The organism is Stenotrophomonas genospecies 5, from assembly GCF_054473825.1.
Window position 1 is genome coordinate 2,620,267 of the sequence record NZ_JBTMUW010000001.1, and the last position, 11,852, is coordinate 2,632,118.

The following is an 11,852-nucleotide window of genomic DNA, read 5'->3' on the forward strand; positions in this document are numbered from 1 at the left end:
GTGCGCCGGATGTACACAAGCATTGCACCGCGTCTATGCCAGCCTTGCCGCACTTCAAGGAGATCACCATGCCTGCGCAGTACCACATCAGCCTTCCCGACCCGTCCAAGGCCCGCGGCAACGACCCCGACCTGTCCTTCCATTCGCAGGGCGCCGCCGGCTTTGCCGAAGAACTGCAGGACGCCCTGCGCAGCGGCGCGCTGTTCGAGCGCTGGAAAGCCAAGCAACCCGATCCGGATGCAGTGGAGCCGCAGTGGGGCGTGACCGACCCGGACGCCACCGTAACCGGTGAGCAGAAGGACCTGCGCATCAACCTGGTGGCCACCACCCGCATCGACAGCGATGTGTTCAAGCAGCGCCTGCGTCTGCTGGCCGGCCATCACTGGGAACTGCGCGACGTGCGTTGAGCGGCGAACGCGCTGGCGTCTGCTGGGCTTCGCCCGTCGAAGCCCTCATCGCGCGGACGTGGGGCGGGCCTGGCCGTATTCGGCCCGCAGCGCATCGCCACGGATGAAGTCCGTCATCAGCTGGAAGTACCCGGCCGGCTGCCGTGTCGATACACGTTCCCCGGCCGCATCCAGCTCGAACTCGTACATGCCATGATCGGCGTCTGCATACACGGCCGTGTAGATCGGCCGTCCCTGGCCCTGCAGAACCGCAAGACGCCTGAGCGTCTCTCCCGGCGGCGCATCGCGGTCCTGCCCGCCAAAGATCCACAACTGCGGCACCTGCAGATGCGTGAGCACCGGTAAAGGGTCGTAATGGGCCGGCACTCCGTCCAGCAGCCGCGGCCCCTGCTCGCGCGCAGTGACCTCCAGAGTCGACAACAGATAACCGGTAATGTTCCCGCGTACCGCAGGGAACCAGGGCGCATGCTGGTAACGCTGCTTCACCTCCGCCAGTACATCGAATCCCTCGGTGAATCCGCTTTCGACGATGGTCGCCACCGCATCGGCGATCTGCATCGCCTGCGCAGTGGCTTCCGCGCCCTGGCCGGCCCGCTGCATGTCGAAGGCGATCGCCTCGCGGTCTTCCTCCAGCGGCGAGACCGCCAGGCCGAAGCTGATCACGATGAAATCCACAGGCTCGATGCGTGCCGCCAGCGGCGCCACCCACCCACCCTGGCTGCCGGCCTGGTAGCCGACCCGCTGCGCACGTGCCCCCGCCAGCCGGCGTGCTTCGCGCGTGGCCAGGATCAGATCATTGGCCAGGGTCAGGTAGTTCTGCGTGTACCGCCCGCCAGAGCGTCCCGTGCCCCGCTTGTCGTACGCGAACACGGCGATGCCGGCACTGGCGAACTCGCGCTGCAGCGAGTAGCGCTCCAGCGCGGAGCTGTTCTCCGCACCATGCACCAGCACCACCAGTGGAACCGGCGCATCGCCCGGGGGCAGCGTCAGCCGCCCCTGCAGCGTTGCGCCGGCACCGCTGAAACGGGTGTCGATCTGCCGCAGCGGAATGCGCTCGCCCTTCATTCCATCGACACTGATGCCGCGCTTCCCACAGTCCGTGAGCACCATCCGGTGCCCGTCCGGCTGCCCGGTCCAGCCGCGGGTACTGGTCCAGGCATCGCCCGCGGTGCGCTGCAGTGCGCCGCTGCGACCATCTGGCGTGCGCCAGCGCAGCTGATCGCCCGCACCCGGGCCGATGTCCAGCGTACTGCCATCGGCCATCCGGTAGCTCGCAGCGGCGCAAGGCGACGCCGCCGTGGCCGCGACCGCCTGCGCACTGAAGGCCATCGCGCTCCACGCGGCCAGCGACACCAGGGTTCTGTGCATGTCTGCTCCTCTCCACACTGATGGGTGACGGTGAACCGGCTCCCGCGTGATCGCCAGCGCGGTGCGACGGAGTGCGGGTACCGCCGACGAAGGCGCGTCCGCGGGCGACAGCCACCAGCGGCGGAACCGCGTTGCCCTGGCGAATGCGCGGGGCGGGGTCTAGCGGCGGTCTGCACCGGCCAGCGCTGCGCCCTGCATCGCCACACGATTGCGTCCCGCGCGTTTGGCCACATACAACGCCGCATCCGCATCGGCGAGCAGTTGCCCGGCATCGGCTGTTGCCGGCGGATGCAGGAATGCGATGCCGATGCTGATGCTGACCCGCCCTTCCGGCAGCTGCAGCGCTTCCACCGCGCGTCGCAGCCGCTCGGCCAAGGCCTGTACGCCGTCCAACGCCGTGCCTGGCACGATCACCGCGAATTCCTCACCGCCGTAACGCGCCACGCTGTCGCCCGCACGCCCGGCGCTGTGCTGCAGCAGCGCCGCCACGGCCTGCAGGCAACGGTCGCCGGCGGGATGACCATGGGCATCGTTGAACGCCTTGAAATGATCGATATCGACCAGCAGCAGCGCCAGTTCGCTGCCGCTCCGCCGCGCCCGGTTCCATTCGGCCTGCAGTTCGGCATCGAACTGGCGGCGGTTGGCTACGCCGGTCAGGCCATCCTGGCGCGCGAGCTGGTCGAGCCCGGCCTGCCGTTCCAGCAGATCGATCTGCAGAAGCGCACTGCGCAGGCTGAAGCCCAACGTGGCCAGAACGAATCCAGCCAATGCCAGGGGCCTGGCATGGTCCACCACCAGGGTGCCCACCACCAGCAACAGCAGCGGCAGGATGATCGGGCCGCCGGCCTGCACCAGCCGGGCCAGCCGCGGCTGCAGCACGAATCCGGTAGCTGGCGACCGCCGCAGTGCCAGCAGCGCGAGCAACAGGAACGGCACGTCGATCAGCAGATCGTTGTAGGCGCCGAAAGACTGTTCGGAGGTGAAGTGGTTGATGTAGTAGGCCACCAGCAGATAGGCCAGCGCGTACAGCGCCAGCGCGCGGAACACGCTGCGTCGCTCCGGGACATCACAGGACACCCAGCGCACGATGGCAAAGACAGCGATGCACAGGTTCTGGATATCGAACATGCGCTGCATGTTGGCCAGCGCCTGGTCGTCGATGCCGACATGGTCGGCAAATGACTGGGTATGCACGAAGAACAGCACGCCCAGCAGGGCCGCCATGATTCCGTCGATCACGCTGATGGCCCAGCGCTCCCGCCGCGAGCGGGCCAGGATGAACACCAGCGGCACGCCATACAGCACGTACAGCAGCAGGCTGGCGCCCGGGGTGATGTCGGGGCGGTCGGCACTGAGTGCATCGAGCATGTTGATGCCCATGCCCCCCGCCCACAGCAGCAGTGCCAGCGCGATCGCACGCCAGCCCAGCGCGGCGCGATCCGCACGCGCGCGCCACAGGCATGCGGCGGCGGCCAGCAGCGGCGCGCCGGTGAGGAACACGAACGAACCCAGGCCTGCCGGCCCCGGCAACAGGGCCACGACCAGGCCATGGCCGAACACGTACAGCAGCGCCAGCACTACCGGCATGCATCCCCCACTGCGCAAGCCTGTCTGCACGCACGATAGCGCGACAGGCCGCCATGGAGGCGTGATCCACGCCACACCTGCTTCCCCTGCCCCTGCGCCGGGCATGGCGCGGCGCTACATCGACGCAGGCGTTCCGTCGCGCCGGGGCATGCGCGGTTGCGTCCCCGGGACCGCAGCTGTCACGCGGGCTATTCAGCCGTGCAGCGCGTGGGCGTGGTGAGCGATGTGCTCGCCGATGAAGCTGGCGATGAAGTAATAGCTGTGGTCGTAGCCATCCTGCAGGCGCAGGGTCAGCGGATGGCCGACGGCGTCGCAGGCCTGCTGCAGGCGCTGCGGCTGCAGCTGGCTCTGCAGGAACTCATCGGCCCCGCCCTGGTCCACCAGCAGCGGCAAGCGTTCGCTGGCCGCAGCGATCAGTTCGCAGGCATCCCACGCGGCCCAGTCGGCGCGGTTGTCGCCCAGATAGGCCTGGAACGCCTTCTGTCCCCAGGGCACCTGGCTGGGGGCAACAATCGGCGAAAATGCCGACACGCTGCGGTAGCGCCCCGGATTGCGCAGCGCGACCACCAGTGCACCGTGGCCTCCCATCGAGTGACCACTGATCGCGCGCGCACCGGTCACCGCGAAGTTCGCCTCGATCAGCGCCGGCAGTTCCTGCGCCACATAGTCATGCATGTGGTAGTGCTTGGACCACGGCTCGCGGGTGGCGTTGAGGTAGAAGCCGGCACCCTTGCCCAGATCGTAGCCCTCCGCGTCGGCGACATCGTCGCCGCGTGGGCTGGTGTCGGGCGCGACCAGAATCACGCCATGTTCGGCCGCATAGCGCTGCGCGCCCGCCTTGGTGATGACGTTCTGTTCGGTGCAGGTCAGTCCGCTCAGCCAGTACAACACCGGCAGCGCCTGCGTTTCCGCCTGCGGCGGCAGGTAAACGGCGAACTGCATGTCGCAGCCCAGCGTGGACGAGGGATGACGGTACACGTCCTGCCAACCGCCGAAGCAGGCACGATGTTCGATGCGTTCCATGGTGTCTCTCCAGAAGGGTGGCAGCCCTGACGGCCTGCCACCCGGGATGGCTCAGTAGTGCACGACCGAACGGATCGACTTGCCTTCGTGCATCAGATCGAAGGCATCGTTGATCCCGTCCAGATCCATGGTGTGGGTGACGAACGGCGCCAGTTCGATGTCGCCCTTCATCGCGTCCTCCACCATGCCCGGCAGCTGGCTGCGACCCTTGACGCCACCGAAGGCTGTGCCCATCCACTTGCGGCCGGTGACCAGCTGGAAGGGACGGGTGGAGATTTCCTGGCCGGCGCCGGCCACGCCGATCACCACGCTCTGGCCCCAGCCACGGTGCGCGCATTCCAGCGCCGCGCGCATCACGTTGACGTTGCCGATGCACTCGAAGCTGTGGTCCACGCCCCAGGTGGTCATTTCAACAATGACCTGCTGGATCGGCTTGTCGAAGTCCTTCGGATTGATGCAGTCGGTCGCACCGAACTCACGCGCCAGCTCGAACTTGGACGGATTGGTATCCACCGCGATGATGCGGCCGGCCTTGGCCTGGCGCGCGCCCTGGATCACGGCCAGGCCGATACCGCCGAGGCCGAACACTGCCACGCTGTCGCCTTCCTGCACCTTGGCCGTGTTGTGCACCGCACCGATGCCGGTAGTGACACCGCAGCCGAGCAGGCAGACATGTTCCGGGTTCGCCTGCGGATTGATCTTCGCCAGCGAGACTTCGGCCACCACTGTGTACTCGCTGAACGTCGAGCAGCCCATGTAGTGATAGATCGGCTCGCCGTTGTAGCTGAAGCGGCTGGTACCATCGGGCATCACGCCCTTGCCCTGGGTCGCGCGTACCGACACGCACAGGTTGGTCTTGCCACTCTTGCAGAACAGGCATTCGCCGCACTCGGCGGTGTACAGCGGAATCACGTGGTCACCCGGCTTGACGCTGGTCACGCCCTCGCCTACTTCCACCACGATGCCGGCACCTTCATGGCCCAGCACCACCGGGAACAGACCTTCCGGATCATCCCCTGACAGGGTGAACGCATCGGTGTGGCAGACGCCGGTGTGGGTGATCTTGACCAGCACTTCGCCGGCCTTCGGCGGGGCGACGTCGATCTCGACGATCTGCAGCGGCTGGCCGGGAGCAAAGGCGACGGCGGCACGGGATTTCATGGTGGGATTCTCCAAAGACAGGCAGTAACAGATGGACGACGCTATGCTGCGCCGTTGCTTATTTCAGGTACGAGCGGATCAGCCCGCTCATCTCGCGCACGCGCTCGGCGCGCTGTTCATCGGACGCTGCGGGTTGTCCGAACTCTTCGCGCAGGTGGGCTTCCATCACCTCGGACATCAGCCCGTTGACCGCCCCGCGGATGGCGGCGATCTGCTGCAGCACGGGCCCGCAGTCGGCGCCGGCTTCCAGCGCACGGTCCAGTGCATCGCACTGGCCGCGGATGCGGCGCACGCGGGCCAGGACCTTCTTCTTCTCTTCGGGAGAGTGCGGCATGGCAGGGCCACCCAGGAACTATACTGGGGGATAGTATACACAGGTGACGGAAAGGTACATCCTGCGCCTCAGCGCAGGCGGTGCGCGGGTACGCCCTCGTGCGTCATCTTCACCGGCAGGATGCGGCCCTGCGCGTCGAAGTACAGGCGATCGATCGCGGTGACGCGGGCATTGCGGTCGGTCTGGTCGAGCGGCCGGCGGTGGTAGACGATGTACCACGTGTCATCGCCGGGCGCGTGGATCAGGGAGTGGTGCCCGGCGCTGGTCGCGATGGCCGGGTCCTGCTGCAGGACCCGGCCGATGCGTGTGAACGGCCCGGTCGGCGCGTCGGCGATCGCATAGGCCACCGAGTAGTCCGGCTCGCCCCAGCCGCCTTCGGACCACATGAAGTAGTAGCGACCGCCCCGCTTGAACATCAGCGGACCTTCCACGTACTCCGGCGCCGGCGTGATCTCCTTGAACAGCGTGCCGTCGTCCCAGGGCAGCAGGCCGCTGAAATCCGCCTTCAGGCGCACGATGTTGGCGTGCTTCCAGCCGCCATAGATCATGTACCAGGCACCATCGTCATCCTTGAACACATACTGGTCGATCGGCTGCGCGCCATTGTGGAACGCGCCCACCAGTGGCTTGCCGAGCAGATCGCGGTAAGGCCCTTCGGGCTGGTCGGCCACGGCCACGCCGATGCCACCGGTCTCGCCGTCGTTCTGGATGTCATTGGCGGAGAAGAAGAAGTAGTAGCGCCCGTCGTTGGCCACCACCGAGGGTGCCCACAACGCCTGCCTGGCCCAGGGAATGTTCTCGATGGACAGCACGCTGTCGTGCCGGCGCCAGTGCACCAGGTCGGGCGACGAAAAGGCATCGAAGGCAACCTGTTCTGCATAGGGCCGCGAGCGCGTGGGGAAGATCCAGTAGGTGCTGCCGAATACGGCCGCCTCCGGGTCCGCGTACCAGCCCGGCAGGATCGGATTGCCGGACATCACCGGTGCCTGGCTGTCACGCGCATCCGCGATGCCGACGCCAGTGGCTGCGAGCAGCACGGCCAGTGCGGCCCCCCTCCCCCATTCGCGCAGTCCCATCAGAGCCACTCCCATGCAGGTTCGATCGCTCGAGTCTAGAACGATCGCCGGCGCCTTTCCGCGACACGCTGCCTCAAACCGCGCACCCTCTTGATCGACGGGAATCATCGGCGCATGGTGCCTGGCACAACGCAGGACCCGGGCCATGATCCCCTTCATCATCAATCTGGACGTTCCGGACCTCGCGGCCGCCGAGGCGTTCTACACACGCGCCTTCGGCCTCCATGCCGGGCGCCGTCTCGGCCCGGAGGTGCTGGAACTGCTGGGCGGCCCGACCCCGCTCTATCTGCTGCAGAACGAAGCGGGCAGCGCGGCTACCGTCGACGGTGACGTGCGGGATTACGAACGTCACTGGACCCCGCTGCACATCGACTGGATCGTGGAGGACCTCGACGCCGCGCTTGCCCAGGCGTTGGCGGCAGGCGCGGCGCTCGAGCAGGCGCCACGCGAGCGTTCATGGGGGCGCATCGCAGTACTGGCGGATCCGTTCGGGCACGGCTTCTGCCTGATCCAGTTCACCGGCCCCGGCTACGACGCCCTGCTGGATTGATCGGCGGAATGCACCGGGCCCGCCGCCAGCATCAGCGCACGTAGGCGAATGATTCGTCCAGCCGCTCGAATCCGATCAGCTGCTGCACCAGCGCCTGCGCCTGATCCTCATCGATCTCTCCCTGCTCGATCTCTGCGCTGCGTGCAAACAGGGCCTCCAGCGCAGTGGCCTGGTCGTCCCGCAGCCACGCGCGATGCGAGCCCAGCCAGCGCTGGAGATTGTCGGCCAGGTCACCGTGCGACAACAGCGTGTAGGGGGCCTCGTAGTCCGCCACTGCCTCCACCATCTTGCGGAACAGGAAATCCTGGAGGTTGCGGGCCAGTACGTCAGCGCGATCATCGTCGTGCCACACCAGCAGCACCGGCGGCTCGTCGCAGCCCGGCGCATTGGTCCAGAAGCAGTAGCTGTCACCGGCCCCCGTGCGGGCGAACGGCAGCAGCTGCAGATCCTCGCGCAATGGGTTGTAGTGATCCTCTGCAGTCAGCTCCTGCCAGGCCTCGAGCAGTTCGCCACGCTCAAGCGGCTCGTAATCCTGCGCATACAGCAGAATCGGCGGTACCGGTTGCAGCTCCGGAAGGTACACCTGCGCCCATTGCGGATGGGTCGCCCCCCAGCTCAGCCGGTCTTCTGCATCGAGCCGGTGGTAGAGAGCAGGAAAGGTCTGGCCGGTGGCCAGTTCGATCTCGGCAAGCGTATGCATGAACGTCCCTGTGATTGGATCGGCACGCACTTTACCTCGACAGGCAGCATCCGCGCAGGCACGGATCTATTCGCGCAGCATGTCCACGAATGCGCGCAAGGCCGACGCCATCTGCCGTTGCCTGGGGTAATACAGCACGAAGCCGGGAAACGGTTCGCTCCAGTCCTGCAGTACCGCCACCATCCGCCCGGCTTCGATGTGCGGGCGCGCGGCATCCTCAAGCACATAGGCCAGGCCGAAGCCATCCAGCACCGCGCGCATGATGGTGGTCTGCTCGCTCAGCGTCAGTCGCCCACGCACGTCGATTTCCAGCGACTGCCCATCGCGGTCGAACTGCCACTTGTACAGGTGACCGCTGGCGAAGCGGAAGCGGATGCATTCGTGCTGCAGCAGGTCGCGGGGATGCTGCGGTGCCGGGTGCTGGCGCAGATACCCGGGCGAGGCCACGATCATGCCGTGCAGGGCCGGGCCCAACGGCACGGCCACCATGTCCTCGGGCACGAACTCATGCAGCCGCACGCCGGCATCGAAGCCTTCGGCAACGATGTCCACCAGCCCATCGTTCTCGGTCAGCTCCAGGCGCACATCGGGGTGCGCGCGCAGGAAGCGGGTCAGGCGTGGGCCGAGCTGGGTCGGCACTGCCGCGCGGGCCGCGTTGATGCGCAGCAGGCCCGTCGGGCTGTCCCTGAACTGGTTCATTTCCTCCAGCGCCTCGTGCACCTGGCCCAGCGCCGGCTGCAACCGGTCCAGCAGGCGCTGCCCGGCCTCGGTCAGGGCCACGCTGCGGGTAGTTCGATGGAACAGGCCCACCCCCAACCGCTCTTCCAGTGCCCGGATCGCATAGCTCACCGCCGAGGTCGACAGGGCCAGCTCGGCGCCGGCCCGGCGGAAGCTGCGGTGGCGGGCCACCGCCGCGAAGGCGGCCAGGTGGGTGAGATTGTCAGTGGCCATGATTGTGCAGTCTGCCTTGATGAATCATGCCGATATCCACGCTTTGTGGGCGGGTATGAGGGGCGTATTGTAAAACGCCTTTCCACAAACCCGCCAAGGATTCCCCATGTCCCTCGCCCATGGTTATGCGGTGCGTACCAATACCGCTCCGCTCGAGCCCTTCACCTTCGAACGCCGCGCTGTCGGCGCCAACGATGTCCGCATCGAAGTGCTGTACAGCGGCATCTGCCACTCCGACCTGCACCAGGCCCGCGACGACTGGGGCGGCGCGGAGTACCCGATGGTTCCCGGCCACGAAATCATCGGCCGCGTGGTCGAAGTCGGTCCGGCCGTCACCCGCCTCAGCGTCGGCGATATCGCCGGCGTCGGCTGCATGGTGGATTCCTGTCGCCATTGCGATGCCTGCGACCACGACCTTGAGCAGTACTGCGAAAAGGGCCCGACCTATACCTACAACAGCCGCGACCGCAATACCGGTGAGCTGACGATGGGCGGCTACTCCGACCACATCGTGGTCGAGCAGCGCTTCGTGGTGAAGGTCTCCGAGACGCTGGACCTGAAGGCCGCCGCGCCGCTGCTGTGCGCCGGCATCACCACCTACTCGCCGCTGCGCCACTGGAAGGTCGGCCCCGGCCAGAAGGTGGGTGTGATCGGCCTGGGCGGTCTGGGCCACATGGGCGTGAAGTTTGCCAAGGCGATGGGCGCCACCGTAGTGATGATCACCACCACCCCGGAAAAGGGCGCCGACGCCAAGCGCCTGGGCGCGGACGAGGTGCTGGTCTCGCGCGATCCGGCGCAGATGAAGGCGCACGCCAACAGCTTCGACTTCCTGCTCAACACCGTGCCGGTCAGCCATGACACCAACCCGTACATGAGCCTGCTCAAGCGCGATGCCACCATGTGCCTGGTCGGCGTCATCACCGAGCTGGACCCGCCCCTGATGGGTGCCAGCGTGATCTTCGGCCGCAAGCACGTCACCGGCTCGGCCATCGGCGGCATGGCCGAGACCCAGGAAATGATGGATTTCTGCGCCGAGCACAACATCGTCAGCGATGTTGAGGTGATCGACATCAAGGATGTCAACCACGCGTGGGAGCGCATGGCGAAGAACGATGTGCGCTATCGCTTCGTGATCGACATGGCCAGCCTCAAGGCCTGACGGCCCGGCTGATGCAATGAAAAACCCCGGCGTGGAGGCCGGGGTTTTTTCTGCGCGCAACACCCGCCGGGCATGGCCCGGCGCTACCGGAATCATGGCGGGCATGGCCCGGCGCTACCGGAGCCATTGTGGGTAGCGCCGGGCCATGCCCGGCGGCCGCATTCAGTACGCGAATTCCCGGAACACCGGGTCCACGTTGCCGTGCCAGCGACCATGGAACAGCGCCAGCTTGCGCTCGGCCGGTGTCAGGCCGGATTCGACGATCTCCTGCAGCACATCCAGGAACTTGCTCTCGTCCTGGCCATCGGCATTGCGCGCGGCGCGGCGCTTCAGGCCTTCAACGGAAATCTTCACCGCCTCGCGCGCCAGATCGCGCACGGTGCCATCGCGGAACGGCAGGTTCATCGCATGCTTCGGCACGCCGTCGCGCAGGACATGGCGCTCGGCCAGGGTGAAGTCACGCACCAGATCCCAGGCCGCATCCAGCGCGGTGTCGTCGTACAGCAGGCCGACCCAGAACGCCGGCAGGGCGCACAGGCGGCTCCACGGACCGCCATCGGCGCCCCGCATCTCCAGATACTTCTTCAGGCGCACTTCCGGGAACGCCGTGGTCGTGTGGTCCGACCAGTCGCGCAGGGTCGGCAACTCGCCCGGCAGCACCGGCAACCGGCCCTGCATGAAATCGCGGAAGCTCTGCCCGCTGGCATCGTGGTAGATGCCATCGCGGTAGGAGAAGTACATCGGCACGTCCAGCAGGTAATCGACGTAACGCTCATAGCCGAAGCCATCCTCGAACACGAAGTCGAGCATGCCGGTGCGGTCGGCGTCGGTGTCGGTCCAGATGTGCGATCGATAGCTCAGGTAGCCGTTCGGCTTGCCTTCGGTGAACGGCGAGTCGGCGAACAGCGCGGTGGCGATCGGCTGCAGTGCCAGCGAAACGCGGAACTTTTTCACCATGTCCGCTTCGCTGGCGTAGTCCAGGTTGACCTGCACCGTGCAGGTGCGGGTCATCATGTCCAGGCCGAGCGAACCGACCTTGGGCATGTACGCGCGCATGATCCTGTAGCGGCCCTTCGGCATCCACGGCATCTCATCGCGCGCCCACTTCGGCTGGAAGCCCATGCCCAGGAAGCCCAGCTGGAGCTCGCCGGCCACCTGCGCCACTTCGTTCAGATGGGTACCGGTCTCCACGCAGGTCTGGTGGATGGTCTCCAGCGCCGCGCCGGACAGTTCCAGCTGGCCGGCCGGTTCCAGCGTCACCGACGCGCCATCGCGCAGCAGGGCGATGGTGTTGCCGTTTTCCTGCACGGGTTCCCAGCCGAAACGGACCAGGCCGTTGAGCAGGGCCTCGATGCCACGCTCGCCTTCAAAGGCCGGCGGTCGCAGGTCGTCCAGGCGGAAGCCGAACTTCTCGTGCTCGGTGCCGATGCGCCACTGCGCGCGGGGCTTTTCGCCGGAGGCGATCACCTCCACCAGCTGCGAGCGGTCGGTAATGGGCGTATCGGCGACGTGGCTGGGGCTCGACAAGGGGAAGAC

At 66.8% G+C, this 11,852-nt stretch carries 12 protein-coding genes; 3 read left to right on the forward strand and 9 right to left on the reverse strand.

From position 1 onward, the window contains the following. Nucleotides 1-68 precede the first annotated feature (68 nt). Complete coding sequence (locus tag ACX9OW_RS12010; protein ID WP_053443843.1) at nt 69-407, forward strand: hypothetical protein; 339 nt, start codon at nt 69-71, stop codon at nt 405-407. 45 nt (nt 408-452) lie between these two features. Here the strand turns inward: ACX9OW_RS12010 and ACX9OW_RS12015 are convergent, their stop codons facing one another. From ACX9OW_RS12015 to ACX9OW_RS12040, 6 genes are all read right to left on the reverse strand, one after another. Next, entirely contained in the window at nt 453-1,775 is a 1,323-nt protein-coding gene (locus ACX9OW_RS12015; protein ID WP_459040080.1) for an alpha/beta hydrolase family protein, read from the reverse strand. A gap of 159 nt (nt 1,776-1,934) precedes the next feature. After that, complete coding sequence (locus tag ACX9OW_RS12020) at nt 1,935-3,362, reverse strand: GGDEF domain-containing protein (protein WP_340044958.1); 1,428 nt, start codon at nt 3,360-3,362, stop codon at nt 1,935-1,937. Nucleotides 3,363-3,554: 192 nt separating this feature from the next. Continuing rightward, nucleotides 3,555-4,385 (reverse strand): S-formylglutathione hydrolase, encoded by an 831-nt coding sequence (gene fghA, locus ACX9OW_RS12025; protein WP_459062318.1) that lies wholly within the window; start codon nt 4,383-4,385, stop codon nt 3,555-3,557. Between the two features lie 51 nt (nt 4,386-4,436). Beyond that, nucleotides 4,437-5,546 (reverse strand): S-(hydroxymethyl)glutathione dehydrogenase/class III alcohol dehydrogenase, encoded by a 1,110-nt coding sequence (locus tag ACX9OW_RS12030; RefSeq protein ID WP_065175135.1) that lies wholly within the window; start codon nt 5,544-5,546, stop codon nt 4,437-4,439. A 58-nt stretch (nt 5,547-5,604) separates the two neighbouring features. Next, complete coding sequence (locus ACX9OW_RS12035) at nt 5,605-5,880, reverse strand: metal/formaldehyde-sensitive transcriptional repressor (protein ID WP_053517440.1); 276 nt, start codon at nt 5,878-5,880, stop codon at nt 5,605-5,607. 68 nt (nt 5,881-5,948) lie between these two features. Continuing rightward, nucleotides 5,949-6,971, reverse strand: coding sequence for a glycoside hydrolase family 43 protein (locus ACX9OW_RS12040; RefSeq protein WP_241685994.1), 1,023 nt, complete (start codon nt 6,969-6,971; stop codon nt 5,949-5,951). Nucleotides 6,972-7,101: 130 nt separating this feature from the next. Here ACX9OW_RS12040 and ACX9OW_RS12045 point away from each other — a divergent pair, with 130 nt between their 5' ends. Next, entirely contained in the window at nt 7,102-7,506 is a 405-nt protein-coding gene (locus ACX9OW_RS12045; RefSeq protein ID WP_053517441.1) for a VOC family protein, read from the forward strand. A gap of 31 nt (nt 7,507-7,537) precedes the next feature. Here ACX9OW_RS12045 and ACX9OW_RS12050 read toward each other — a convergent pair whose 3' ends face one another. Beyond that, nucleotides 7,538-8,206: an SMI1/KNR4 family protein gene (locus ACX9OW_RS12050; RefSeq protein ID WP_459062319.1), complete on the reverse strand. Its 669-nt coding sequence runs from the start codon at nt 8,204-8,206 to the stop codon at nt 7,538-7,540. 66 nt (nt 8,207-8,272) lie between these two features. Further along, entirely contained in the window at nt 8,273-9,157 is an 885-nt protein-coding gene (locus ACX9OW_RS12055) for a LysR family transcriptional regulator (protein WP_065181739.1), read from the reverse strand. A 106-nt stretch (nt 9,158-9,263) separates the two neighbouring features. Here ACX9OW_RS12055 and ACX9OW_RS12060 point away from each other — a divergent pair, with 106 nt between their 5' ends. Beyond that, nucleotides 9,264-10,316 (forward strand): NAD(P)-dependent alcohol dehydrogenase, encoded by a 1,053-nt coding sequence (locus ACX9OW_RS12060; RefSeq protein ID WP_053517445.1) that lies wholly within the window; start codon nt 9,264-9,266, stop codon nt 10,314-10,316. Nucleotides 10,317-10,478: 162 nt separating this feature from the next. Here ACX9OW_RS12060 and ACX9OW_RS12065 read toward each other — a convergent pair whose 3' ends face one another. Then, nucleotides 10,479-11,843, reverse strand: a complete 1,365-nt coding sequence (locus ACX9OW_RS12065; protein ID WP_065175138.1) for a glutamate--cysteine ligase — start codon at nt 11,841-11,843, stop codon at nt 10,479-10,481. Nucleotides 11,844-11,852 lie beyond the last annotated feature (9 nt).

What these genes read in the sequence shown, in the direction of transcription:
- ACX9OW_RS12010 (WP_053443843.1), top strand. Translation starts at nt 69, where the DNA reads ATGCCTGCGCAGTACCACATCAGCCTTCCCGACCCGTCCAAGGCCCGC.
- ACX9OW_RS12015 (WP_459040080.1), bottom strand. Translation starts at nt 1,775, where the DNA reads ATGCACAGAACCCTGGTGTCGCTGGCCGCGTGGAGCGCGATGGCCTTC.
- ACX9OW_RS12020 (WP_340044958.1), bottom strand. Translation starts at nt 3,362, where the DNA reads ATGCCGGTAGTGCTGGCGCTGCTGTACGTGTTCGGCCATGGCCTGGTC.
- fghA (WP_459062318.1), bottom strand. Translation starts at nt 4,385, where the DNA reads ATGGAACGCATCGAACATCGTGCCTGCTTCGGCGGTTGGCAGGACGTG.
- ACX9OW_RS12030 (WP_065175135.1), bottom strand. Translation starts at nt 5,546, where the DNA reads ATGAAATCCCGTGCCGCCGTCGCCTTTGCTCCCGGCCAGCCGCTGCAG.
- ACX9OW_RS12035 (WP_053517440.1), bottom strand. Translation starts at nt 5,880, where the DNA reads ATGCCGCACTCTCCCGAAGAGAAGAAGAAGGTCCTGGCCCGCGTGCGC.
- ACX9OW_RS12040 (WP_241685994.1), bottom strand. Translation starts at nt 6,971, where the DNA reads ATGGGAGTGGCTCTGATGGGACTGCGCGAATGGGGGAGGGGGGCCGCA.
- ACX9OW_RS12045 (WP_053517441.1), top strand. Translation starts at nt 7,102, where the DNA reads ATGATCCCCTTCATCATCAATCTGGACGTTCCGGACCTCGCGGCCGCC.
- ACX9OW_RS12050 (WP_459062319.1), bottom strand. Translation starts at nt 8,206, where the DNA reads ATGCATACGCTTGCCGAGATCGAACTGGCCACCGGCCAGACCTTTCCT.
- ACX9OW_RS12055 (WP_065181739.1), bottom strand. Translation starts at nt 9,157, where the DNA reads ATGGCCACTGACAATCTCACCCACCTGGCCGCCTTCGCGGCGGTGGCC.
- ACX9OW_RS12060 (WP_053517445.1), top strand. Translation starts at nt 9,264, where the DNA reads ATGTCCCTCGCCCATGGTTATGCGGTGCGTACCAATACCGCTCCGCTC.